The sequence below is a fragment of the Novosphingobium sp. BL-52-GroH genome (assembly GCF_044813085.1).
GTDB lineage: Bacteria > Pseudomonadota > Alphaproteobacteria > Sphingomonadales > Sphingomonadaceae > Novosphingobium.
In genome coordinates, this window is the sequence record NZ_CP171149.1 from 1199611 (window position 1) to 1225366 (window position 25756).

Below are 25756 nucleotides of genomic sequence, written 5' to 3' on the forward strand. Positions count from 1 at the left end.
TGATGGCTACACCCGGCCGCAACAAAGTCGGTGGGGTGCGGGACACGATTGTCCCGCGCAAATGAGCACCGCGTCCATGCCTTCGCGATGGACCGGGTCTGCAGCGAAAACGTGGACCCTTGGAGAGTGGCGAAGGCGATATCACACGGGAACCGGCATTTGAAATTCCTGCGCTCCATTTTTGGCCGGCCTTATCTCTTTGCGCTGTTTCTGGCGATCGTAGGCGTCACGCTGCTGATCGGCGGGGTGCGGCTGCTTCTGCTCGGCGGATCGGCCTATTACGTGCTGGCCGGGGCGGCCACGCTGGCCAGCGGCGTCTTCGTCGCGATGGGTCGGCGGATCGGCGCGCTGCTGTTCGGCGCGCTGCTGCTGGTGACGACGGCATGGGCGGTGGGCGAAGTCGGATTTGCCGGATGGTCGCTCCTCGCCCGGCTCGCGGGACCGGCGGCGGTGGGCCTGTGGTTCGTCCTGCCGTGGACCGCGCGCCGGCTCCACCCGCAGCACACGAGGCCCCTGCACACCCGTCTCGCGACGGCGCTGGCCGGCCTGGCGCTCGCGGTGGGCCTGGGCGCCGCCATCCACACCACGTTCGTGGGCGAGCGGCCCGATCCGATGTACCAGGCCGGGGTCACGGCGGTTCCGGCGCCGGTGACGCGTGCGCCCGCCGATACCGCCGGCGACGATTGGCCGGTTTGGGGCGGCGACAGCGCCGGCACCCGCTTCAGCACCGCCGGTCAGATCACCCCCGCCAACGCGGACAAGCTGGAACTGGCCTGGACCTATCACTTCGGCGCCGCGCCTCCTGGCGCGCCGGCCTCGCTCGAGGTCACGCCGCTCAAGATCGGGGACACGCTCTACGCCTGCAACGACTACAACGACGTTGTCGCGCTGGATGCCGAGACGGGCAGGCAGGTGTGGCGTTTCCATGCCCGCACCAACACGCAAGGGGCGACTTACGGCCATTGCCGGGGCGTCGCCTATTACCGCGTGCCCGGCGCCAGCGGCCGGTGCGCCGAACGTATCTACACCAACACCGTCGATGCGCGCATCCTCGCGATCGACAAGGCTACCGGACGGCTGTGCCAGGGGTTCGGCAGGAACGGCGAAGTCGACCTGAAGGTCGGGATGCCCATGGCGCCGACCGGCTACTATTACGTTACGTCCGCCCCCACCATCGCGCGTGGACGCATCGTCCTGGGCGGCTGGGTCGTCGACGGCATGTACTGGGGCGAGCCCTCGGGCGTAATCCGCGCCTTCGATGCGGTGGACGGCACGCTGAGCTGGGCCTTCGACGTGGGCCGCCCCGACCGGACCGGCGCGCCCCCCGCCGGCGAGACTTATACCCCTTCGACCCCCAACGCCTGGGCGCCGATGAGCGCCGACGATAGCCTCGGGCTGGTCTATGTGCCGCTAGGCGGCGCTGTGCCCGATTACGCAGGCGCGCAGCGGCGGCCGTTCGACAATGCCTGGTCCAGTTCGGTGGTGGCGCTCGACGTCGAAACCGGCCGCGCGCGCTGGCGCTTCCAGACCACCCATCACGACTTGTGGGACTACGACGTGCCCTCGCAGCCCACGCTGGTCGATCTCGAAACACCCCAAGGACCACGCCGGGCGCTCGTCCAGCCGACCAAGCGCGGCGAGGTCTTCGTGCTCGACCGCGCGACCGGCAAGCCGATCCGGCCGGTGACCGAAGTTGCTGTCCCGCAGGGCGGCATGGCGCCGGGCGAACGCGCGTCGGCCACCCAGCCGTTCTCCAATGCCATGCCTTCGTTTAGAGGCGTCGACATCGCCGAACGCGACATGTGGGGCATCACCCCGCTCGACCAGCTGTGGTGCCGCATCAAGTTCCGCGAAGCGCGCTACGAAGGCCCGCTCACCCCGCCGGGGTTCTCGCCCTCGATCGCATATCCGGGCTTCTTGGGCGGCATGAACTGGGGCGGTGTGTCGATCGACCGTGCGCGCGGGCTGATGATCGTCAACTCCAATTACGTCGGCAACTATGCCCAGCTCGTCAAGCGGGAGGAGGCCGATCGCCTCGGCGTGCGGCCGGTGGGCATGGGCAGCGTCGCCAAGCCGGAAGGGCAGACGATCCAGCCGCAGATGGGCACGCCCTTCGCCGTGCGCTCGCTGCCGTTCCTGTCGCCACTGTTCGCCCCGTGCCAGGCACCGCCCTGGGGCCGGCTGAGCGCGGTCGACCTGGCGAGCGGCAAGCTGGTCTGGTCGCACCCCCTGGGCACCGCGCGCGACAGCGGGCCGCTGGGGCTGCCCTCGATGCTGCCTTTCCGCATCGGCACGCCGAACCTCGGCGGCTCGGTGACGACCCGGGGCGGGGTGATCTTCATCGCGGCGACGCAGGACAAGTACCTTCGCGCGATCGACGTGCGTACCGGCAAGGTCCTGTGGCGCGGCCGCCTGCCGCAGGCCGGTCAGGCCACGCCGATGACGTACATCTCGCGCGCGAGTGGCCGCCAGTTCGTCGTGACCGCATCGGGAGGCCACGCCTTCCTCGGCACCCGGCCCGGCGACGCCATCTACGCCTTCGCCTTGCCCCAGAAACGCTGATCCAGACACGCTGATCCATACGGGACCTTCATCATGACCGACTTATCCGCACCCACCGTCCACCTGCACATCGGCGACGAGAAGCGCCTGACCGGCTCGGGCGGCGAGCACCAGCACATCTACCCGGTCGATGCGTCCTCCACCGGCAAGGTGCCGCTCGCCGGGGCCGAGGAAACCAACGAGGCGGTGGCCGCCGCCGCCGTCGCTTTCCAGACCTGGCGCCGCTCCGACCCGCGCGAGCGTTCGCGCATGCTGCGGCGGCTGGGCGAACTGGTGCGCGCCAATGCGCAGGAGTTCGGCCGTCTCGGCGCGCTCGACAACGGCACCCCGGCGCTTTTCGCGATGTTCGGCGCAAGCATCGCCGCCGACTGGATCGACTACTACGGCGGCTGGGCCGATCGCATCGAAGGCCAGGTCAACGGTTCGGTCATGACGCGGGGGGAACTGGGCTACACGCTCGCCGAGCCTTATGGCGTGATCGGCCTGATCATCACCTGGAACGGGCCGCTGATCTCGCTGGGCATGAAAGTCGCGCCGGCGATCGCGGCGGGCAACACGGTCGTCGTCAAGCCTTCGGAAATGACACCCTACTCAGGCGAGCTGTTCATGAAGCTGGTGGCCGAAGCCGGCATTCCGGCGGGCGTCGTCAACATGCTGCCCGGCTCGGTCGCCGCCGGCGAGGCGCTGGTTCGGCACAAGCTGGTCGAGAAGATCAGCTTCACCGGCGGCCCGGTGACCGCGCGCAAGATCCTTGCCGCATGCGCCGAGCAGATCAAGCCGGCGGTTCTGGAACTGGGCGGCAAGTCGGCGAATCTGATCTTCCCCGACGCCGATCTCGACCCGGCTTGCGCGTTCGGCGTCGACGGCTCGATCGGCATGATGAGCGGGCAGGGCTGCGCCTTCCCCACGCGCATGCTGGTGCATCAGGACATCTACGACGAGGTCGTCGAGCGGACCCTGGCCCGGGTCGCGCAAATCAAGGTGGGCGATCCGTTCGATCCCGCGACGACTTCGGGCCCGGTGGTCAACGAGGCGGCGCTGGTCCGTATCCTCGCCACGATCGAGCGCGCGAAGGCGGATGGTGCAGGCAAGCTGGTGGCAGGCGGCAACCGCATTGGCGGCGCGCTGTCGAAGGGCTATTTCGTCGAGCCGACCGTGTTCACCGACGTCGATCCGGCGTCGCACCTGGCGCAGGAGGAAGTCTTCGGCCCGGTCCTGGCAATCACCCGCTTCAAGGACGAGGCGGAGGCGATCGCGATCGCCAACGATACCGATTACGGCCTGTCCGCCTATGTCCAGACCCGCGATCTCGGCCGGGCGCTGCGCTTGTCGGAGGAACTGCGCAGCGGCGTCGTCCTCGTCAACGGATCGCAGAACATCCAGCCCCAGCGCCCGTTCGGCGGGCTGGGCGTGAGCGGCTACGGGCGCGAAGGCGGCAAGGAAGGCCTCGCCGAATTCATCCGGGTCAAGACGGTCGGCATCGCGCTCCCGGCACCCTGAGCCGGGGCGCGCGGCATTATCCACAATGCCGCCGCCTGCTACCATCGCCCCGTGGTTTTCAAGGCGCGGGGAGCGGTAGCCCGGCCTTACGCACAGCGGACGTCATCCCGATTTTACTTATACGTCAGGCAGTGCCGGGAAAACGAGATCGGGAGCAGATTTTGGGAAAGCGTGATACAGCGGGTGCGTGGGATATCCGGGCGCACGGCGTATACATGCCCGCTATCGCCCCGAACCGTGCGAGGAACGGCGCTAAGCGCGTGAGGTATTCCTGATGTGTTATGCCTGCAATTCGGCAAAGCGAACATGACGGCCTGCGCGGACCACGAGTTGGGACTGCACGCCATCGCCAACGGTGAGTTGGACAGCATGGCCCGTATGACTCTGGAAACCCATCTTCGCGGCTGCGTCGAATGTCGCGCCGCGCTGGCCCGGCTCAAAACGGAGGATGTGCAATCTCGTGAAAGCGCGCCGCAGCACCCTGGGTGGAGCGGTTTGCGCGACGCAGTGAGAACGATGTTGTCCTCGGCGAGAACCTCAAGACCATTCGCCCTGGGTGGCCGCAGCATTGGAGGCCGGACAGCCCGATGGCTGGGGGGCGGTGCGTTCGGGGTACTGGGCGCAATTGCCGTGTTGAGGGTCGGCATGCCCGGGCAGAACACGAGCGGGCTCGAGGATGAATTGGTCGCAGCGCATGTGCGCTCGCTGAGCGCATCCCAGCTGACCGAGGTCCAGGCATCCGATAGGCAGCGGGGAACCCCGTGGTTCGACCGACGGATTGGTTTCTCTCCGACCGTGGTCGACATTTCGGCAGCCGGATTTCCACTGTTGGGTACCCGGCTAGATCATGTCGGCGGGCACAATGTCGCTGTCATGGTCTACGGCACGAGCCTGCATCCCATCACCTTGTTCGTGCGCCCGAAGCCGCAGCGCCCATCGCCGTTGTCTGCCATCTTGCGCGGTGATCGCTTCAGCATGCTGCGTTGGGAGGCCGGCAAGCTCGAATATTTCGCGGTGTCCGACGTCGACGAAGCTGATCTTGAACAGTTTCGCGCCACCTTTCGCCAAGCATCGGAAAACTGATCGGTTGGCGATCGCCAAGCGTTGGTGATGGGGGCGATCTTCGATCGCCTCCACCAGCTCCGCGGCGAGTGGCTCGGCATCGAGGTGACGGACGAGGTTGGACTGCACCTCGACGCAGGCGGCGCGGCGGCGACCGGGATTCGTCCGGATGGACACGCCTCGCCGACTTCAGTTGCCGATGACTTCGAGCGAACTACCCGGCTGATAGGCCGGCCAGGGCCGATTGTCGTCGCCGGGCTTCCCGCCTTTCACGAAATCGACCCAATCCCCGGAAAATTCCTCCGATACCTTGCGATCGAGCGGTTGCCACGGGCGCTGCAACATAGACAGGTTGCCGAAGGCGTAGACAATGTCGCTGGTATGAAAGGCGCCGAACTGCGGTTTCTCCGGCCAGGGAATGGCGCGGTCGAAGAGGTAAGCGAAGGCCGGCGTGCGCGCGGTTCGCGCGCGCGCGGTCAGGATGTTGTCGATGGCGACCCGTGAGGCGTCGCGGCCGGCTGCCGCCTTTTCAGGCGTGTATCCGAGTGCGCTGGTTTCGTCGGCTACCATGCCGAGCATCATCGGGACGTCGATTTGCGCCCCTTTCCGATAGACCGTGTCGATCGTCTCGCGAAGGAACCAGCCGTCGATCGTGGGGCGCGGGCGCGGGCCCGCATCGCCCGGCGTGGGCAACAAACTGCGGGCATCGAGCTTGCGCAGTTCGCTGATCGAACTGACGCCGCGCCGTTTCATGAACTCCTGACTGATCCTGTAATTGTTCTCGAGCGGCTTGTTGAGTGAGCCGGCAGTCGTATAGCCAAAGCTGGCCAAGGCGCCGGGTCCGCTGGCGACGATCGCGCGCTGGAACAGGCCTTTGGCCAAGGGCGAAGCGGTCATCATGTAGACGGACATCGCCCCGGATGACTGGCCGGATATAGTCACTTGGCTAGGATCGCCTCCGAACGCACTGATGTTGCGCCGGACCCACTTGAGGGCGGCGAGCTGGTCCAGCAGGCCATAGTTCCCGGCAGCATGATGCGGCGATTCGGCAGCCAGTTCGGGGGTCGCCAGGAAGCCGAATGCACCGAGGCGATAGTTGATCGTCACAACGACGATGCCCTGCGCGGCGAGGCGGGCCCCATCGTAGACGGGAACAGAGTTGGAACCTTCGAAAAAGCCGCCGCCGTGGATGAAGACGAGCACGGGAAGCTTCTTTGCGCTCCGCGCCGCAGGGGTCCAGACGTTGAGATTGAGGCAATCCTCGCCGACCGGGCCGGGATGGATGAACTCCTTCGTCCAGGGAAGCATCTCGGGGCTGGCCCCTTCAGTCGTCCCCTGCATGCAACCGACGGGCTGCGCAACCGAAGCGCGGACGCCACGCCAGGCGGCGGCGGGCACGGGCGGCGTCCATCGCTTCTCTCCGGCGGTTGAGGCGGCGAACGGGATGCCCTTGTAGGCGACGACGCTTTCCCGGCCGTCGATGGCAACGGCATCTCCCGCAACACGGCCCTTGTCTGTCCGCACGATGGCAGGAAGCGAGCCCGCGATGGCGGGAAAAGCCGAAAGTGTCGCCAGCGCTACGGCTGCAACGAAACGCCGACCGGCGTAGGGAGAAGGGGAGAAGAGCGCGGTATCTGAAGACTTTATCATGCAACCTTGCCTGGGACGGAGATATGGCTGATGATGGAATTCGCATCGCCAGCCACGATGATGCGGCATCGTGCACGGCAGAGCGCCAACTCGTCCCGCTTTACTCGCTGTGCGAGCGGCATTTCAGGATCGAGGCCCCTGGTCCTCGAGTGGCTCGCAGTTGGCGATTTGCTTGAGCCGTGGGATGTAGCGCTCGATCGCCTGTTGCAGCGACATGGCGTTGGCGAAGAAGCTGAGCGCGAGCGCGCCCAGAACCGTCTCGCCCTGAAAGACGGGAACGGCGATGGTCGATAGTTTTCCGGGTGTCGGATTAAAGCGCGATCTTTCGTAGGCCGCATAACCGAGGTCGCGCGCGCGCTTCATCTGTTCGATCAGGATTTCGCGATCGACTTGCTCAAGGCCGAGCGAATACGCCAAATGGTCCCGCTCTTCTTGGGGCAGCGCGGAAAGATAGGCCACGCCCGTCGCGCTCTGCCCCAATGGCGTTGCGAACCCGGGCTTGTACACGGTATAAGTCATGGTCGTCGCATTGTGCGTGCTGTAGCGGACGACCATCGAGCTGCCGGCCGGGGCGGCCAGCGAGATCGGCCACAGAACTTCGTGGCACAATGTGTCCATTGCCGGACGAAAGCGCTGCACCATGTTCTCGCGATCCTGGAATCCCGCGCTTAGGACCAGCGCCCGCGCCGTCAGGGCATAGCGTTCGCTGACCGGCAGCGTTTCGAGATAGCCGAGATCGGTAAGCGTCATCAGGATACGCCATACGGTCGGGTAGGGCAGCCCCGTGGCCTGCGCGATCTCGATCTGAGTCAGCGGATTGCCTCCCCGAAAACACTCGAGGACCGCGAGACCGCGTGACAGGGATCGTATGTTCGGACTTCTTATCATGGCGCTCGCACTGCGAGCATAGAGCACGAACGCCGCGACGCAATATGCCATTTGCCACAAAAACGCCCGAGATTGATCTGGGGGTTCAAGTGACCGATGTTTTGATTGTTGGGTGCGGTCCGGTCGGGTCGGTCTGCGCGCTGATGCTTGCGCAGGCCGGGATTGACGTCACCGTGGTCGACCGGGTTCAGGAACCGCCGATGGACCTGCGGGCGTCGACCATCCATCCGCCGACGCTGGAAATGCTGGACAGCATCGGCCTGGCCGAGCCGCTCATCGCGCAAGGCTTGAAAGCGCCGGTGTACACGTTCCGCGATCGTGCGACCGATACGACCTTCCGGCTCGACATGGCGGAAATCAGCGACCGGACACGCTATCCCTTCCGGCTCCAGTGCGAGCAGTACAAGTTGGTGCAAGCGGCCACGGCGGAGCTGGAGAAGCTTTCCAACGTGACCATGATCTTCGGTGCGGAACTGCGCAGCTTCGAACAGGACGACGCCCGCGTACGTGCGACTTTCGGTAGTGTCGACGGCGACCGCATCGTGGAGGCGCGCTACATGATCGCCGCAGACGGCGCGAGCAGCCTGGTCCGGCAGACGCTGGGCATCGACTTTGGGGGGTTCACGTATCCCGAAGCCTATCTGTGCTATTCGACCATGCTGCCGCTCGAGGAACGGATTTCCGGGCTCTCGCTGGTCAACTACATTTCGGATCCGAATGAATGGCTGGTCCTGCTGCGGGCGCCCAGCGCCTGGCGTGTGCTCCTGTCGGTCGATGCCGAGAATGACCCGCAAGAATATATGTCCGATGCATTCAAGGACGCGGTATTCCGGCGATTGCTGAATTCGGACGAGCCGGTGGAGACCGTGCATCGCACGATTTATCGCATCCACCAGAGGGTCGCTTCCCGTTTCGTGGAAGGTCGCATCTGCCTCGTCGGAGATTCTGCTCACGTGAACAGCCCGATTGGCGGATATGGCATGAACGGCGGCATTCACGATGCCTTCAACCTGATCGACAAGCTTCGCGCCATCCTGCTGGATGGAGGCCCGGCAGACCTCCTTGGTCTCTACGACCGCCAGCGCCGAGGCATCGCCCACAGCTTCGTCCAGGCGCAGACGATGGACAATACCCGTGCCATGAAAGAGGGCTGGGGCAGCAGGCGGGACTCGCAGAGCGCGGGCATGGCCGACGTCGTCGCCGATCCAGTCAAGCGTCGCGAAGCGCTCTACAAGCAGTCGATGTTCAAGAGCCTCGACGACGAGCGCGAGATCGCCTGATCATCAACGTCGAGGGAAGTTGAAATGACCGATGTTCTGGGTTGGCGGAAGGTGTTTGCGGTGCTCGGCCCGTCGACCAACACGATCGTGCAGCCGGATATGGAAGCACTGCGCCCCGCCGGCGTCACCAATGCCTATCGCGACATTTATGTCGAAAACGTACAGGCTCTTTCCGACGAGAGCTTCATGGCGGGCACGCAGAAGATCAGCGATGGCGTAGCCGATGCCTTGCGCACGGCGATGACCTGCAGCCCGGATTATCTGGTGCTGGGTATCTCCGCGATCTCGTTCGTTGGGGGCAAGGCGGGATGCCAGCGCTTCGTCGACGATGTCCAGGCGATGACCGGCCTAGGTATCAGCGTCGGATCACAGGCGCTCGTCGCCGCCCTCGAAGCCTATGGCGGCATCCGCAAGGTCGCTTTCGTTTCGCCTTATTATCCGGCAGCGAACGCGAACGTCTCTGGCTTCCTGGCGGATTACGGCTTCGAAACGGTGCGCGACATTCCACTGCGCCGGTCGAGCTGGACCGATATCGCGCAGACGCCGGAAGACCTGCTTAGACGCACTTTGCGTGAACTGGACGGAGATGACGTCGATGCCATCTGCCAAGTGGGCACGAACATGTCGATGATGCGCCTGGCGGGCGAAGCGGAACAATGGCTGGGCAAGCCGGTGATTGCGATCAATGCGGCGACATACTGGCATGCGCTGCGCACCAACGGCATCACGGATCGGATCGAGGGTTATGGTCGTCTCTTCACGGAATACTGATCTGGCCTCGGGCCTGTCGCTGGACGGTCGTGTCGCGCTGATAACCGGCAGTGGCCGTGGCTTCGGTCGAGCACTGGCACTGGCTTTCGTGCGGTCGGGCGCCAGAGTGGTGCTGACCGCGGGCCGTAACCAGGCGGAATTGGACGAGACGCTGGCGATGGTCGATGTGATCGCGCCCGGTGCCGCGGTTGGCATGCTTGCCGATGCCGGCTCGCGTTCGGATACCGACAAGCTGCTGGACTTGGCGCGGCTGGCCTTCGGTGGCATCGACATCCTCATCAACAACGCTGCGCGGGGTCCTTCCGACGCGATGCCGGTCTACGACATCGCCAATCCGTTGCCGTTCTGGGATGCGATGCCCGAGCGTTACGAGGAGGTGGTGATGACCAATGTGGTCGGGCCGTTCCTGATGGCGCGCGCTGTCGTCCCTGACATGCTGGCCCGTGGATTTGGCCGTATAATCAACATATCGACCTCGCGACCGACGATGATCCGGCGCGGTGGAGGGCCCTATGGCGCCACCAAGGCGGCGCTGGAGGTGAACACGCGTGTCTGGGCGGACGACTTGCGCGGTACCGGGGTGACGGTCAATGCGTTGCTGCCAGGGGCCGCCAGCGATACCGCCTTGATACCCGGCGGCGATGTAGGTGCCCGCGCGCCCTCCGATTTCCGGCCAGGGCGTGGCACGCGTGGCGATCTCGGGCGGATGGACGCACTGTTGCCGGCCGATATCCTTGTGCCGCCCGCGCTGTGGATCGCATCGGAGCAATCCGCTGCATGGACCGGGCGGCGCATTATTGCCAAGGACTGGGACGCGGGCATCGACCCTTCCGAGGCGATACGGGCGGCGAGTTCCGAGCCGCTGGCGATGCCCGACATCCTGTAAGGGTCGATCCGACGTCAGAAATAGGGAATGCTTCATGACCAAGGCTGCTGCCGAGACGATGAGCCGGGCGATGGAATTGCGGATGCGCTGGCCAATCGTGCTGGCAGCGGCGCTGGGCGTGGCCATGGGCACAACCGGCATTCCGTATTATACCTTCGGCGTGTTTCTGAAGCCGCTGGCGGCGGATTTTGGCTGGACCCGTTCCCAGGTGGGGCTGGGCGCGTTCTTCCTGCACTCGGGCACGTTCCTGCTGAGTCCGTTCCTCGGACGGTTCGTCGACCGGCGCGGCCCTCGCGGCGTTGCACTTGCATCCCTGGCGGCACTGGGAATCGCGCTCATGCTGCTTGCAGCCTCCGGGCCGGCACTGGTGACTTACTATGGAGCCTGGGTCCTCGTGGCATTACTGGGGTGCGGCACGACACCCCTCACGTGGACGCGCATGATAAGCCAGAACTTCGACAAGGCGCGCGGCCTTGCCCTGGGGATCGCGCTTGCCGGGACGGGCATTGCCAGCATCGCCGGGCCGCGTTTCTGTACTTACGTGATCGGCGAGTTCGGTTGGCGCGCGGCGTATGCGACGCTGGGGCTATTGGCGATCCTTGTGATCCTCCCTCTGGTCGCTCTCAGCAGTCGCAACATGCGCAACGATTCGGAATTAGATCGGTCGACCATGCCTGGCATGACTTTGCGGCAAGCGATCACGACACGGCATTTCCCGCTTATCGGCATGGGTATCTTTCTCATCATCGTGCCCCAGGCGGCATCCATGGTTCATATGGTGCCGATGCTTTCGGATCGCGGGCTCGCTCCCGCAGAGGCTGCGGGAATGGCGAGCCTGATGGGTATCGCGGTCATCGTCGGCCGCCTGCTGGTCGGTGCGATGGTCGATCGGTTCCACGCCCCGCGTGTCGCGCTGTGTTTCCTGCCGATTCCGGCACTCGCCCTGATTATCCTGCTGACGACTTCAGGCCACGGCGCGACTATCCTGGCCATCCTGCTGGTCGGCCTTGCCGCAGGAGCGGAAGTGGATCTGCTGGCATTTCTGGTCAGCCGCTATTTCGGGATGCGACACTACGGCGTCATCTACGGGGTCAACTTGTCCATCTTCGCGCTGGGTGCAGGGATTGGGCCGAGCCTGGCCGGACTGTCCTTTGATCAAACTGGGAATTACGATCAGGCTATGACCATAGGGATCGCTCTGTTCCTGCTCGGCGCGAGTCTCATCGGGACATTGGGCCGCTATCCCGACCTTTCCGATCATCGGGAGAAGCGCGCGGCCTGAACTGCAGCAGCGCTGATGCCTCAGGGCCGATCCCGCGCGGGATCGACCCCTGCTGGAACACGCCTTGCTGTAGCAAAATTGCATACAATAATTCTAGAATACCTCGAATAATCGCCGAAAATCTGTATTTAAATAAAAAAATGCATACATAAATACTTGACAGTACATGCCCCTGACAAGATGCTGGCCGTTGAAAGCGCAACAGCGCCATCGACAACAGGGGATTTCAAAATGAGATTGCGGAATAGTGGGCTGGTTTCAGTACGCGCGCTTGCCTTCGCGGGCGCGTTGACGGGCGGTGCAGTCGCGTGGTCGGGACCGGCGATGGCACAGGAAATTGCCTCCGATACCGGGGATGGCCTCGGTGAGATCGTGGTGACTGCGGAGAAGCGCGAGTCCACCGTTCAGCGCACGCCCATTTCGGTAGCGGTGATCGACTCCGCGTCCGTCGCGCGCAACGGCATCGGCACGCTGTCCGATGCCATCAAGGTACTGCCGAGCGTCCAGTTCGGCCGCAACTTCGCCAATTCCATCGTCACGATCCGGGGCGTGTCCAGTCGTGACACCGACGAAACCGGCGATCCGGCAGTCGCGATCAGCCTCGATGGCATCTATTTCCAGCGTTCACTGGGCATCAACGACGCCGTCTTCGACTTGGAGCGCATCGAAGCGCTCAAGGGGCCGCAAGGCACGCTTTACGGCCGCAGCGCGACCGGAGGTGCGATCAACTTCGTTTCAGCCAAGCCCGGCAAGGACTTCGATGCCTATGTCGGCGGGACCGTCGGCAATTATGGTGCCATAGTCACCGAGGGGATGCTCAACGTTCCGGTGTCGGACACGATCCAGGTTCGTGCCGCGTTCCAGACGCGGTATCATGACGGCTATCGCAACAATGCGCCGGCCCGCAATGGCGACGATCAGGATTCGAAGGCGGCTCGCATCCATGTCGCCTTCCAGCCCACGGACAAACTGAGCGGCCTGCTGACCGCGGAAATCGTGCGTTCGAATGGCGTGGGCGCGGCGAACTATGGATCGCCGCTGGTGTTCGATTCGAGCGGCAACGTCATCCATGACAAGCCGGTGCTTCCCTCGGGGGGCAAGACCTGGGCCCTGGGCTATCCTTCAGGCTACACCGATACCGAGACGACCGCGTTTCGCTGGAACCTGAAGTACGACTTCGGCGCGGCAGAACTCAGCTATCTTGGCGGCTATCGCAAGCTGAAGTTCCGTGCATTGATCGACCTCGACGGAATGGAGGATCATGCGGGGCTCTACGGGACCAACACTTATTTCGCGCCGCAGAGCGAGAAGCCGACGACGACGAGCCACGAATTGCGGCTGTCGGGCAAACCCGGCACTGCGCTCGACTGGCAGGTCGGCGTACTTTATTTCAAGGAAAAGAACGACGTCTATACCGAGCTGTCGTACTTTGACACTTCGAACGATCCCGACGTCGCGTTCATTTTCTCGTATCCCGATCTGGGCACCGAGTCCAAGGCCGTGTTCGGTCAGGCGACCTACCATTTCACCGATCAGCTTTCGGTAGAAGGCGGCGTACGGTACACTCACGACGAGAAATGGCGAAACGGCTACGCGGACTATTCGGCCTTCGACCTTTACATTCCAATTGCGCAGAAGGGAAAATGGAACAAGACCACCTGGCATGCCGGGATCAACTACCAGGCATCGCCTGACAATATGATCTATGCCAAGTACGATACGGGCTACAAGCCAGGCGGCTACACCGATGTCGCGCCTTACGGCCCCGAGAACATCACGGCTTACGAGATCGGCTCCAAGAACCGTTTCCTCGACGACAAGCTGCAACTCAACCTGGCTGCGTTCTATTACGATTACACCGACCAGCAGGTGCTGCAGTTCGTTGGCAGCCAGACGATAATCCAGAATGCCGGCAAGTCCGAATATTACGGCGCCGAGGCGGAAGTGCAGTGGCTCGTGGCACCCAATACACGCATAGAGGCGGACGTGTCGTACCTGCATGCGCGTTACAAGGAATTCGAGATCGCCGGCGCCACCGCCAATCTGGACCTGGCCGGCAACACCCCGCCGCAGGCGCCGGACTGGTCGGGCAACTTCGCCATCGAGCATGGTTTCTACCTGGCCAATGGCGGTACGATTACGGCGCGCGCACAGACTCACCTGCAGAGCACCACTCATCTGCAATTCTACAATTACGCGAGCGATCGCCAGGCCGGTTACAGCAGGTCGGACTTCACCCTGACCTACCAGCCCGATGACAAGAAATGGTTGGTTGAAGCCTTCGTCCGGAACATCGAGGACAAGGTGGTGCTGACGGCGGCGCAGGAGCAGTCGCTGGTGCAGGCCTATGTCTACCAGTTCGCCGATCCACGGACTTACGGCGTGCGGTTCCGCATGAACTTCTGATCGAAGTCCGGGATATATTCCATCGGCGTTCCGTGAGCGGGGCGTCGATGGCTCGCTTGCGGGGGGAGGAGAATGCATGGATCGGGATGAATGGCGGCTGGGCATAGGGTGCCTGGGCGCCGCGCGGATCGCGCCCGAAGTGATCGTTCGTCCGGCATCGGTGCGCGGTGACGTCGATCTGGTTGCCGTGGCCGGGCGCTCGACGGAACGCGCGCGTGCGTTCGCACAGCGGCATGGCTTTGCCCGAGTCCTTCCGGACTATCTTTCGGTCATTTCCGATCCGGATGTCACGTTGATCTACAACCCGCTGCCGGTGAGCCACCATGCACAATGGTCGATCAAGGCATTGGAGGCGGGCAAGGACGTCCTCTGCGAAAAGCCCTTCGCGATGAATGTGCAGGAAGCGAAGTCCGTCCTCGATGCCGCGCGTGCAAATGGCCGGCGCGTGATCGAAGCGATGCATTATCGCTATCATCCGGCTTTTCTCGCAGTCCTCGAATGGGTTCGGTCGGGCCGGATCGGTTGTGTCGAGCGGATCGAGGCTTGCCTGAACGTGGCCATTCCGGACGGCGGTGGGCAGGAAATCCGGCATCTGCCGGAAACCGGCGGCGGCGCGTTCATGGACCTGGGCTGCTATCCGTTGAATTGGGCGATGAGCCTCATGGACTGGTCGATCCCATGCGTGGTTGCGGAAGGGCGGCGTACGGCACGCGGGGTGGACGAATGGATGTCTGCCGTCCTGAGCTTCCCCGGCGGCATCGAAGCGCATCTATCCGCCTCGATGGCGATGGAAGTCGAGACGCGCTGCTGGCTTGAGGTGACGGGCAGCGCGGGCCGCGTGCGGTTCGACAATCCTTGCGTACCCCATCTCGGCTATACGCTGGAGTTGGAAACGGACGCGGGGATCGTTTGTCCGGTTGTCGATCGTACCACTACGTATCTGCACCAGATGAATGCGCTGGTCGAGGCGCTCAGGACGGGAACACCCATGGCCTCGGAAGGTCATTACATCCTGCAGCAGCAGGCTTTGCTTGACGACATATACGTCGCCGCAAGCATGGGTGACCTGCGTTTCCGCTGATCGTGGGGACGGCCGAACCGGCCGTCCCGCGTCTTTGGTCACTATGCCTATGCGATGAGTGCGGCCCGCAAGGCCGGGCCGTCCACGGCAGGGTCGCGGGTTATCGCAAGCCGTGCGGCGGTGCGGACTTGCACCTTGTCGCGATAGACGGAAAAACGATGGGCGGGATCGTCGCACAGCGTCACGGGAACGGTCGTGGCTTGGAGCAAGGGCGCAATGTCCTGCGCCAACGCAGCATTGGGTAGCCTATGATAGCTGCCGAACTGCTTCATCACCTCGACAGTCCAGTCATGCAACTGGTCGGGCGAGCAGGGCTCGGCAAAAGCGCGGACATGGTCGGCGGTACGACCGTACCAAGGCCACATGGTGAGCGAGTCACGCAACATGAGCCAAAGGTCGTACCAGTGGGAGCCATTGTCCTTGACTGCAATCGCCGGGGCATAACTGGCGAGAAGGTCCGCGCGCTCGTCCGCTTCCGGAGCAAACAAGCCATCCAAGCTCAATGCCGTCACGCGCCCCGGTGCGTGGGCCTGAAACGCCAACGCGAGCGAGGCTCCAAAACCAACGGCATGGACCGCGATCGTGGCAAGGCCGAGCGTGTCGCACAACTGATCGAGCCACGCGGCATATGCGGACAGGTCGGCGTCTTCCGACAATGGTGCGCTGCTACCGCAGCCGGGGAGGTCCGGGGCAAGCACCAGCGCGCCCGGCATCATGGCGCGCATCAACGGTTCAAGCGTCGCAGCGGAACCGGGTGCATCGTGCAGCAGCAGGATTCCCGGGGCTGCCGCGTCACCGATCTGGCGGACGAGTACTGGCTGGCCATCGACCTCGACGATCCGCTTGGCGACATGCACCGGATCGGGCGAGAAGGGCAGGGCGTCGGGCGGTGACGCGCCGCCGCCGAACGAGGCGAGGGCGGCGTTGACCGTATCGATGATTTCCTGTGCATCGGTGCCGAGGCCGACGCCTCGTTGCCCCGCCTTGAGCGGTGGCAGGCGGTCGATGTGCGAGGCCATGACATCGGCGCTGCTGGCATAGATCAGCGCCGGGAGTTCGAGCGCCGCGAGCGATTGCACGGCCTGGTCCGCGTAGCCGACCGCGGAGCGATAGGCAGGTCGGAAATGGCGCGCGCACTCGTAGTAGTCGATCACGTCCTGATGCAGCTTGGCCGCGGAGCCGCGCCCGACATTATAGAAATGCGACGGTTGGCGCCTCAGCCAGGGGAAATAGACGTCCGCGTCACGTACCCGCGTCCAGGCCCAGGTCAAATGCTCGCCATGCTCGCTCACCCGCAGCGGCGAAAAGTAAGCGTCGGTGAACCATTCTTCCTGCTCGGTCGCGGTGAACAGCGGTACGGCTTCGAGAGCGACGCCGGTGAAGCGGTCGGAATGGCGAACAGCCAGTTCGAGCGCGATGGCTGCGCCGGTATGGCTGCCGACCAGGCGGCACTCCTTGAGGTCCAGCATGGTGACCAGCTTGCCGATCGCACGGGTCAGGCCATCGACCGACATGTCTTCGGGCGACAGCGGATCGGACAGGCCAAAGCCCGGAGAGTCGGGTGCGATGCACGTATAGTGCCGGCCCCACTGCGCCATGGCCGCGTTCCAGAAGGTGGCATTGTATGGCGAGGGGTGAATGAGGAGCAGGGGCGGCCCTTCTCCTCCACGCAAGTAATGGACGTTTCGGCCATCGATCTGCACGAAATGGCGATCGATGCCGACGGATGGGCTGGGCTGGGTCGTCATATGTCCACTATCGCAGCAGAGAGTAGGGTGGGGTTCAGGCCCCCTTGGCGGCTCGCCCGCTGATGTCCTGGAACTCGGTCATCTGGTCGAATGGCACGAAGTGCGAGCCCTTTTCCGTCTGCATGCGCAGGACGCGGAAAATGCGACGCAAATATTCCGTATGCTTGGCTTTGCGTTCCTCGGCCAGTTTCTCGTCGGGGCGGAAGCTTTCCAACTCCGCGCGGTCGAGCAGCCCTTTGCTCTCGAGAATGCGCTCCAGAGTGTCGGCGCGGTCCTGGGCCACAGCCAGTTCGGAGGTGAGCGCCAGCACTATGGCTATGAATTCGTCGGATTCGGGATTGTCGAAGAAGTGCGGTCGTGCCGCCATGTTGGTGGATTTGATCTCGACCATGATGGTCTCCTGACAGGCATGATTGGCCGATGATCGCAAGTATCCGCGATCATCGGCCTTGTTTGGCGATTGACCGTTAGCCGGCAGCGAGGCCGTCAGTGCCGGGGGAGTTCTTCGGGCTTGAAAGCGCCGTACATCTCCCAGACGAAGTCCTCACCCCAATGGCCCGATCTGCTGGCCATGATGTTCGTCTTGCCCTCGGCCGCGGCCTGGAACACGGACTCCGGCGTGCCATAGAAGTCGGGCATCGCCACGGTGACGTGATTGGCTTCGGGGAACCCGGATTCGATCCAGGCCTTGCGCTTGTCGACCTGGCGCCAGCCGTCGATGAAGGGCTCGTTGTTGTACCAGCCGTCCCAGGCGGTGTAGAAGGCATCGTATCCGTCGATCGCTTCCTGCGACCAGGTTTCCATGTGCATCATCATGCCGCCCGGACGCAGCAGGCGGCTGCATTCGCGTACGATGTTGTGGAACGCTTCGGTCGAGGTTTCGTGGAACAGGATGCAGGACACGACCAGGTCGAAGCTGCCGTCCTCGAAGCTGGTCTGTTCCGCGTTCATCTGGTGAAAGTGCACCTTCTTGCCCATCGCCTCGGCACGGGCATGGGCGAAGCGCAGGCAGGGCGCGGCGACGTCGATGGCGTGCAACTCGGCATCGGGGAAGACGTCGGCGTAAGGCAGGGTGTTGTTGCCGATCGTGCAGCCCAGATCGAGGATGCGCTTCGGCTTGAAGTCGGGGAAGCGACGCTTGAGCATCTCTGCCTGGGTGCGGCCGTTGCCGTCGCTGTCGAGGCCGCCGGCGCCGCCGGCATAGATATACAGGCCGCGATCGAACAGCACGCCTGGCGAAACGTCGTCAGGCAGTCGCTCGCTATGATAGTTGCCGGGCATGCAATGGATGTCAGCCTCTGCCACATAGAACGGCACCTTGACGCTCGGGTCGAGGGTCAGCGAGCCTAGCGCGTCCGCCTTGGGCCTCGTTTTCTCGATGATCTCGGGCAGGTTGCGCTCGATGCTCGGGATAACCGAATCCCAGATCATCTCCTGGGTGGAGCGTACCAAGGACGAATAGAAGCGGACGTAGCGTTCCTTGAACATCATGTCGTGGATGTCCATGGCAGAATCACGGCTGTAGTTGCGGGCCGGGTCGGTATGCTGCCGGACCTTCTGGTCGTAGATCGTGCGCATGCCGCCGGCGATGTCGTTCAGCAGGAAACCGCGGAGATCCGCCGTGAAGGCCTGTCGGTTGTGTTCGTCAAGCGTGGTGTCGACCAGCGTCGAGTGAAATGTCTGTGCGTCCATAGCGAACTCCCAATGTCTCCGCGACCCACTCGGCATTGCCGTTTTGTCGCACCCACGAATTGCGATTGTCAAGTTTTGTGTATGCAAAACATAGTTTTGGCCTGAGGCGATCCAGTAACCCCACGGATGCCGGACCACCGGCTTTGTCGGCATGTTCGTCGCCGGAACCGTAGTGAGATAGAGCGGAAAATCGCGGTATTTTTGTTCGACGCTCGATCTGCGAGCGAAATGGTGAAAGCGCCCCATGCCCGCATCGCAAAGGTGTACAGTCGGGCCGATTTTGGTCTGGCGACAACACCAAAATGCATACATAAATTCAGGCCACTGCCGAGGTTATCGGTTGTTGGAGAATTTTCCGGAACGGGTGAGGGCGTTATGTCGGATACCGGCGCATGGGGATTTGCTGCGTGAACCCGCTTCTTCGATTCCAGCTTTCACTCATGATGTTCGCGCAGTCCTTCGTCTGGGGTGCCTGGTATGTGACGGCTCCGAATTTCCTCAGCACCATCGGCTTCACGCCGGCCGACTTTGGCTGGACGTATTCGGTGGGGCCGATCGCCGGTGTCATCTCACCGATCTTCGTCGGCATTCTGGCTGACAGGTTCGTGTCGGCTCAGAAGGTGCTGGGCGGCATCAATTTCTTCGGTGCGGCAGCAATGTTGCTGGCAACCGTGCTGATGAAAGGGGCCGCTCCATCGCCGCCACTCATCAATTTTGTCTTCTTCCTCTACATGCTTGCCTTCTACCCGACTTTCGCCCTGCTGGCGACGTTGACGATGCGGCACATGGAGAATCCGCAGAAGGACTTTCCCAGCATTCGCGTGTTCGGAACCATCGGTTGGATCGCTGCCGGCTTCGTGCTGACGTGGACCGGATGGGAGAAGACCATCGATATGTTCTACCTCACCATCGGCACCGGCCTGGTCATGGGCGCCTACTGCTTCTTCCTGCCCAAGACCCCTCCCATGGCGCAGGGCAAGATGACCTGGCGCCAGATGATCGGTGCCGAAGCATGGGTGCTGCTCCGGAACCGATCGTACCTGATCTTCATGGTCTGCTCCTGGCTCATCTGCATCCCGCTTGCCTTCTATCAGCAGATCGTCAGCCGGGTCGTCGAAATGGCGCAGATGCCGATCGGGCAGACGATGGCCTATGGGCAGGTTTCCGAAATTGTCTTCATGATCGTCATGCCGTTCTTTTTCGTGCGGCTGGGTGTCAAATGGATGCTGGCGGCCGGCATGATGGCGTGGCTGGTCCGCTACATTCTCTTCGCGCTGGGTGCACCGACGGGGATTTCCTGGATGATCCTGATCGGCATCATCCTGCATGGCGTGTGCCAGGACTTTTTCGTGGTAACCGGCCAGATCTATACCGACCAACTCGCTCCCAAGGAGATTCGCGCCCAGGCGCAGGGTATGCTGGTCATTCTTACCGTGGGCCTCGGCATGGCGATCGGTGCGCAGTTGGCCGGCAGGGTGGAGACCCGGTTCACTCCTGCGAAGTCGGTTGCGCTTGCCGATCTCGTGCAGGCCAAGGGACGCGAGATTGCCGTACTCGAGGCGCGCAGGAATGCTGCCGCTCCGAGCGGGAGGTCAGCCATCGATACCCGCATCGCGATCTTGGACGGAGAGCGTCAGGCAGCGCGGGAAGCCGAACTCGCGAGCAAGGACTGGCGCTTCATCTTCGGCATTCCCGCCGCGATGTCGGGCTTTGCGCTGCTGCTCTTCCTGCTGCTGTTCCGCGACGACCGGCTGATCTCGCGCAAGGATAAAAGCGCGTTGCTCAACGCGGCAAGCGCAGCTCATTGAGCGGGGGCGTCTGGCTTTCGAGGTCTTTCCGGACCTGACAGACGCGTCGGACATGCGCGGTCATGCCCCTCTCGGCGATCGTCGGCGCGTTCCATTGTCGAGGCCATCCGATCTTCCTGGTCGATAGCGGTTGACCTCGGCACGCCGCCTTGCCGTCGGCAATTTGCCAGCCGGAGACCGGACCCGCGTGCGCAGGCTTGCAAGCATACCTTGCAGCGGCGACCCGCCGCTGTCGCGGCTTCCTTTTTCCATCCCATTTCCCGAGACAAGGAACTGCAATGCATCGTGAATGCACTATATTCGATACGCTACCGGATGGCCGGACGGTCCGCCGATGGCGCCTGCGCAACGATGAGGGTGCGGAAGTCTGCCTGATCGACTTGGGCGCGGCAATCCAGCGCCTGGCAGTGCCCGATCGCAGCGGCATCGTTGCCGACGTGGTTCTGGGCTTCGACAGCGCGGCGCCGTATCTGGAAGCGCCCTATTTTGGTGCCGTCGTTGGCCGTTTTGCCAATCGCATCCGTAATGGGCGCTTCGAACTGGAGGGCAACGCCTATCAACTGGCCCTCAATGACGGCCCAAATAGCCTGCATGGGGGCGCACGCGGTTTCGACAAGCAAATGTGGGCGGGTGAATGGGTGGAGACAGGGGATGGGCCAGGCGTGAGGTTTTCGCTCGACAGCCCCGACGGCGACGAAGGCTATCCCGGTGCGGTTACGGTCAGCGTCACTTACGTCTGGACCGAAGATAGCCGCCTCATCGTCGACTATGCAGCCCGATCGACGCGTGCGACGCCGTTCAACATCACACAGCATAGTTACTTCAACCTCGCCGGGGTCGTCGGCAGCGAAGGCAGCGTACTGGACCATGAATTGACGATCCCAGCCAGTCGCTATCTGCCGATCGACGAGACGCTGATCCCGCTTGCCGCTGCCGCCCCCGTTCAGGACAGTGCTTTCGATTTCCGCACGGCAAAGGCGGTGGGCCGCGATCTCGGCTCCCAGCACGAACAACTGGCACTGGCTGGTGGCTTCGATCATAACTGGATCATCGACGGCTCGGGCTTCCGTCCCGTCGCCCGGCTCCATGATCCCGCGTCGGGACGGACGCTCGACATCCGCAGCGATCTGCCCGGTCTGCAGTTCTATTCGGGCAATTTCCTGGACGGCACGATCGCCGGCAAGGCCGGAGTGCATTACGGTCGCCGCTGCGCACTGGCGCTGGAAACTCAGTATTTTCCAGACTCTCCCAACCGGCCGGACTTTCCGGATTGCACGCTACGGCCCGGCGCGCTTTTCTCCAGTCGCACGATGTTCACATTCTCCTGCTGAAGAATAGCCGGGATGCAAAAAAGGGCGGTATCGCTTTTCCTTCCGGAAGAAGCGATACCGCCCTTTTTTGATCGCGCCGGCGGTTGCCGACGCGATCTTGTGGTCAGAAGGTCTGGCTGATCCGCACGCCGAACTCTCGCTTGTCTGGGAGGCCGAGGCGCAGTTCGTTGAGGGTCAGCGCGACGCCTGGCACGATCCCCGCGCTGGTGGAACGATATACGACGTCGTTGCCACGCACAGCCGAAACAATGGTGTCATCGTTCAGCAGGTTGTTGACATAAGCCTCGATACGGAAGCCGCGATCCTCGTTGGTCAGGCCGGCGCGCAAGTTGAAAGTGTCGCGCGCATCGAGCCATGCCACGTTGGTCGGATCGATGAAGATCCTACCGCGGTGCATGTAGTCGAGGCGGCTGAACATGCTCCAATCGCTGCTGATCGATCGATTGTAGGTCGGAGAAACCGTCCATGTCCACTGCGGAGACTGATCGAGCTGGTTACCGTCGACATTGCTGCTTCCGTTGATCTTCAGCCCATCCGGATAGACGTAGTCGATGATCTTGTTGTCAGCATATTGCAGCGTACCTTCGAGCGTGAAGTTGGAGGTCGCCGCGAAGCTGGCTTCCAGTTCCACGCCGCGCATGCGTACCTTGCCGCGGTTCACGGTCAGCACCGCACCGACGGTGGTATTGTTCGCGTTCACTGCATAGGCGCTACTCGTGACCTGGCCGTTGTTCCAGTTCATGTTGTAGAGCGCCAGAGTCGTGCGCAGGCGGCGGTCGAAGAACGCGCCCTTGAACCCGATCTCATAGTTGTCCAGCCGTTCCTGGCCGTAGTATTCCGAAGCATCTGGCGCGACGGTCTTGATCAGGGCCTGGTCGGATGCGGAAAGACCGGCGTAAGTGGCATTGTAGCCGCCCTGGCGGTAGCCGCGCGAGAATGTCGCGTAGACCATCCTGTCGTGATCGATCTTGTAGTCGAGCGAAACGCGTGGCGAGAAGCTCTTCCAGGTCCGCTGGAAATCGGTCAGCGATCGGTTGGCGGGAATCGGGTAGTTCTGTTCCGAACTGATCTCGTCCCATTGGTAGCGACCTTCGAGTGTGACGGTCAGGCCTTCGAACGGATCGATGTAGAGGCCGCCGAAGATCGCGGGGGTTTCGGTGCGCGAGTGCGCGTTGGCACTGCTGCCGCGGCCGAGCGGCGAGACGTTCATGACGAATTCGCCGGGGCGGTCCAGCTTGTAGTAGCTGGCGCCAACCGTGCCGCGCACCGGCTTGTCCTGCGGTGAAGACACGCGACCTTCGAAGAACCACTCGCTGTATTCGGACTGTTGCATCGAATCGAAGCTATAGTAGCTCGACTGCGCGGCATTCGTGCCCGTATAGTAGGGATTGGCGATGCCACTGACGTCGCGGCCGGTGAAGCTGTTCAGGCGTTGCTGCTTGGTGTGGCTGTAGGCACCGATGGCCGAGAACTGGAAGCCCGACATGTCATAGTCCGCGCGGAGCGAGGCGTGATGGATGTCCTGCTTGAAGCCGAAGTGGTCGAGATAGGAACTGTCGAACAGCAGGTCGGGGCGACCGGCGGCGTTGTTCACGAATTCTGCCCGGCGACGCGCATCCATGGTTGTGTCGAGCGAGATGTAGGATGACGGGAGCGACGATACGCTTGGCAGGCCGCCGCACCAGTAGTTGGCGCCGGTCCCGCCAAGCGAGCAATTAAGCACGGTGCCGGACCCACCGTTCTTGATCGAAGCTGTCGGCGGAGCGCCGTCGTCGTCGCGGGTATAGGCATAGAAGCCACGCAGGGTGAAGTCGGAGCTGGGCTTGAAAGTGAAAGCGAAGTTCGCGTTCAGCGTACTTTCTTCGCCCAGCCTGCCGCCGTTGTAGTTCCGGTACTGACCATCGGAGTGATACTTGCGGATGCTGGCGCGTGCGGTCAGGACGTCTCCGAAGATCGGCCCCTCGAGCGCGGCGCGCACGTCCATCTTGCCGTATGTGCCCAGGTCGGCCTCGACTTTGCCGCCCAGAGTGGAGGCGGGGTCCTTGGTGACGTAGTTCACCGCACCGGAATATGTGGAACGGCCGAAGTAGACGGCTTGTGGGCCCTTGAGCACCTCGACGCGGGCGATGTCGGTCAGGTCGGGCTGGCCACTGCCGGCGTAAGGTACGCCGTTGATGAAGACGCCGCCGCTGGCAACCGAAAGGCCGCGGAAGGTCAGGCGAGTCGAGCTGCGGTCGTTACGACCGGATGAGACCGACGAGTCGGTCTGGGCGAACAGGCCGGGCGTGAAAGCGGCCAGTTCACCGATCGACTTGACCCCGCGGTTCTCGATCGACTTGGCGTCAAACGCGCTGACGGCGATCGGCACGTCGAGGATGCTCTCTTCGCGGCGACGGGCCGTGACGACGATATCGCCACCCTCGGTCGCGACTTGGTCGGGGCTTGCCTGTGCCTGTGCGGTTGTTGTCGCAAAAAGGCTGGTGAGCGAGCAACTCGTCGCCAGAAGTGCTTGGAAAACCCCCCGATTTCTGATCCGTGTCATACTTCCCTCATTTTCTTTGATCATGGCCCGGATGCCGTCCAGACCATAATATTTGCCAGGCCGCAGTGCCGGGGCACTTCGTTTGGACATCTAGTTAGAGGTTCATCGATAGAAGAAAGCTGCCATCTCTCGCACCGCGAGCGATGCGTGCGATCGTTTCCTGCATGGATGAAGGTCGACGATGGTGTCTCAGGGAGCCGGACCCGTCGTTCCTGGGATGGTCGCCAGCGTGGCGCCGCCGTGGCATGTCGTCCTGCAGAAAAGGGCGATTCCGAGGATTTCGGCAATGCAATCTGAGGCTTGGCGCGGCAGGCGGGAATGTCGAGTGGCGGCGCCTGCTGTTGCGATTTATGGCGTGACCGGAGTGGCGGTGGACGCGGGCATGGCCTCTGCGGCCACGAACGACACCGGCCTAGTTGCAACTGGCTTAAGAAGCGAACGGCCTGACCCTGTCAGCGCCGTGGCTCAGTACTGGAACGCAATCTCCTTGAGAATTCCTATGAGCGATTGTGAATGGGCAACCTTGTGAAAATTGCGGGGTTCCCGATCGCCGCCGTTCGGACCCCAACGAAATGTCCAAATGGATGATGTGCCTGCCGCCGTCGGCGGGGTTGGAAGACGCCGGCAGGCACGCGGCTCGGCGCGCCAGTGGGGGACGCGCCGGCCGACAGGCTTCAGGGCATCAGCACGCTGTCGACGACATGGATCACGCCGTTGGCCTGGTTGACGTCGGCGATCGTGATCTTCGCCTTGCCGCCCTTGGCATCCGCCACCCACCAGCTATCGCCTGGGCCCTTTGTGACGATCAGTTTTTCGCCCTGCACCGTGGTGAGCGTGGCCTCGCCCTTGTGCATGGCGGCGTTTTTGGCAAGCATCGCGGCGCTCATTTTGCCCGCGACAACGTGATAGGTGAGGATCGAGGTAAGCTGTGCCTTGTTCTCGGGCTTGACCAGTGTTTCGACCGTTCCTGCGGGGAGCTTGGCGAAGGCTTCGTTGGTCGGTGCGAAGACCGTGAACGGCCCCGGACCCGACAACGTCTCGACCAGTCCGGCAGCCTTTACGGCAGCGACCAGAGTGGTGTGATCCTTCGAATTCAACGCGTTCTCGACGATGGTCTTGGTCGGGTACATCTCCGCCCCGCCGACCATCGGGAAATGCTTCGTGGCGGCGACGGCACCGGTGGCGAGCAGCGCCGACGCAGCGACGGCGAGACCGATTTTCTTGAAGTTTGGCATCTTGGCTTCCTTCTCCAACGACCCCGAAACGC

18 protein-coding genes are annotated in these 25756 nt (G+C 63.0%); 11 read left to right on the plus strand and 7 right to left on the minus strand.

The window, feature by feature from the left end; translation table 11 throughout:
* Nucleotides 1-159 precede the first annotated feature (159 nt).
* The 3 genes from ACFFDA_RS05205 to ACFFDA_RS05215 all read left to right on the plus strand — a co-directional run bounded on the left by ACFFDA_RS05205 (nucleotide 160) and on the right by ACFFDA_RS05215 (nucleotide 5145).
* A complete protein-coding gene (locus ACFFDA_RS05205) occupies nucleotides 160-2562 on the plus strand; it encodes a membrane-bound PQQ-dependent dehydrogenase, glucose/quinate/shikimate family (protein ID WP_404476646.1) in 2403 nt (800 codons plus the stop codon).
* 33 nt (nucleotides 2563-2595) lie between these two features.
* Nucleotides 2596-4062 carry an aldehyde dehydrogenase family protein gene (locus tag ACFFDA_RS05210; protein ID WP_404476648.1) on the plus strand — a complete coding sequence of 489 codons (1467 nt, stop codon included), beginning with the start codon at nucleotides 2596-2598 and terminating at the stop codon, nucleotides 4060-4062.
* Nucleotides 4063-4368: 306 nt separating this feature from the next.
* Nucleotides 4369-5145, plus strand: coding sequence for an anti-sigma factor family protein (locus tag ACFFDA_RS05215; protein ID WP_404476651.1), 777 nt, complete (start codon nucleotides 4369-4371; stop codon nucleotides 5143-5145).
* A gap of 168 nt (nucleotides 5146-5313) precedes the next feature.
* Here the strand turns inward: ACFFDA_RS05215 and ACFFDA_RS05220 are convergent, their stop codons facing one another.
* Nucleotides 5314-6774 (minus strand): carboxylesterase/lipase family protein, encoded by a 1461-nt coding sequence (locus ACFFDA_RS05220; RefSeq protein WP_404476654.1) that lies wholly within the window; start codon nucleotides 6772-6774, stop codon nucleotides 5314-5316.
* A 123-nt stretch (nucleotides 6775-6897) separates the two neighbouring features.
* A complete protein-coding gene (locus tag ACFFDA_RS05225) occupies nucleotides 6898-7689 on the minus strand; it encodes a helix-turn-helix domain-containing protein (RefSeq protein WP_404476656.1) in 792 nt (263 codons plus the stop codon).
* 62 nt (nucleotides 7690-7751) lie between these two features.
* On the opposite strand from ACFFDA_RS05225, the gene ACFFDA_RS05230 reads away from it, so the two are divergent.
* From ACFFDA_RS05230 to ACFFDA_RS05255, 6 genes are all read left to right on the plus strand, one after another.
* Nucleotides 7752-8942 carry an FAD-dependent oxidoreductase gene (locus tag ACFFDA_RS05230; protein WP_404476658.1) on the plus strand — a complete coding sequence of 397 codons (1191 nt, stop codon included), beginning with the start codon at nucleotides 7752-7754 and terminating at the stop codon, nucleotides 8940-8942.
* Nucleotides 8943-8966: 24 nt separating this feature from the next.
* Nucleotides 8967-9713 carry an arylmalonate decarboxylase gene (locus tag ACFFDA_RS05235; RefSeq protein ID WP_404476659.1) on the plus strand — a complete coding sequence of 249 codons (747 nt, stop codon included), beginning with the start codon at nucleotides 8967-8969 and terminating at the stop codon, nucleotides 9711-9713.
* Nucleotides 9688-10599: an SDR family NAD(P)-dependent oxidoreductase gene (locus ACFFDA_RS05240; RefSeq protein WP_404476662.1), complete on the plus strand. Its 912-nt coding sequence runs from the start codon at nucleotides 9688-9690 to the stop codon at nucleotides 10597-10599. Before ACFFDA_RS05235 ends, ACFFDA_RS05240 begins: the two co-directional genes overlap by 26 nt.
* Before the next feature lie 34 nt (nucleotides 10600-10633).
* Nucleotides 10634-11881, plus strand: a complete 1248-nt coding sequence (locus ACFFDA_RS05245) for an MFS transporter (RefSeq protein WP_404476664.1) — start codon at nucleotides 10634-10636, stop codon at nucleotides 11879-11881.
* Between the two features lie 324 nt (nucleotides 11882-12205).
* A complete protein-coding gene (locus ACFFDA_RS05250) occupies nucleotides 12206-14287 on the plus strand; it encodes a TonB-dependent receptor (protein WP_404476666.1) in 2082 nt (693 codons plus the stop codon).
* Nucleotides 14288-14363: 76 nt separating this feature from the next.
* Nucleotides 14364-15368: a Gfo/Idh/MocA family protein gene (locus tag ACFFDA_RS05255; RefSeq protein WP_404476668.1), complete on the plus strand. Its 1005-nt coding sequence runs from the start codon at nucleotides 14364-14366 to the stop codon at nucleotides 15366-15368.
* Nucleotides 15369-15415: 47 nt separating this feature from the next.
* On the opposite strand, the gene ACFFDA_RS05260 is transcribed toward ACFFDA_RS05255, so the two are convergent.
* The 3 genes from ACFFDA_RS05260 to ACFFDA_RS05270 form a co-directional block, all read right to left on the minus strand.
* The gene (locus tag ACFFDA_RS05260; RefSeq protein WP_404476670.1) at nucleotides 15416-17116 is read right to left on the minus strand and encodes an alpha/beta fold hydrolase; all 1701 of its coding nucleotides are present in this window, start codon (nucleotides 17114-17116) and stop codon (nucleotides 15416-15418) included.
* 34 nt (nucleotides 17117-17150) lie between these two features.
* On the minus strand, nucleotides 17151-17507 hold the full coding sequence (locus ACFFDA_RS05265) for a hypothetical protein (protein ID WP_404476673.1): 357 nt from the start codon (nucleotides 17505-17507) through the stop codon (nucleotides 17151-17153).
* A gap of 95 nt (nucleotides 17508-17602) precedes the next feature.
* Entirely contained in the window at nucleotides 17603-18808 is a 1206-nt protein-coding gene (locus ACFFDA_RS05270) for a class I SAM-dependent methyltransferase (RefSeq protein WP_404476675.1), read from the minus strand.
* Nucleotides 18809-19200: 392 nt separating this feature from the next.
* Between ACFFDA_RS05270 and ACFFDA_RS05275 the strand changes: the two genes are divergently transcribed.
* Nucleotides 19201-20616 (plus strand): MFS transporter, encoded by a 1416-nt coding sequence (locus ACFFDA_RS05275; RefSeq protein WP_404476677.1) that lies wholly within the window; start codon nucleotides 19201-19203, stop codon nucleotides 20614-20616.
* Nucleotides 20617-20894: 278 nt separating this feature from the next.
* The gene (locus tag ACFFDA_RS05280) at nucleotides 20895-21947 is read left to right on the plus strand and encodes an aldose epimerase family protein (RefSeq protein WP_404476678.1); all 1053 of its coding nucleotides are present in this window, start codon (nucleotides 20895-20897) and stop codon (nucleotides 21945-21947) included.
* 103 nt (nucleotides 21948-22050) lie between these two features.
* Here ACFFDA_RS05280 and ACFFDA_RS05285 read toward each other — a convergent pair whose 3' ends face one another.
* Together ACFFDA_RS05285 and ACFFDA_RS05290 are read right to left on the minus strand one after the other, a co-directional pair.
* On the minus strand, nucleotides 22051-24489 hold the full coding sequence (locus tag ACFFDA_RS05285) for a TonB-dependent receptor (protein ID WP_404476680.1): 2439 nt from the start codon (nucleotides 24487-24489) through the stop codon (nucleotides 22051-22053).
* Between the two features lie 674 nt (nucleotides 24490-25163).
* Complete coding sequence (locus tag ACFFDA_RS05290; protein ID WP_404476681.1) at nucleotides 25164-25724, minus strand: fasciclin domain-containing protein; 561 nt, start codon at nucleotides 25722-25724, stop codon at nucleotides 25164-25166.
* Between the last annotated feature and the right edge of the window lie 32 nt (nucleotides 25725-25756).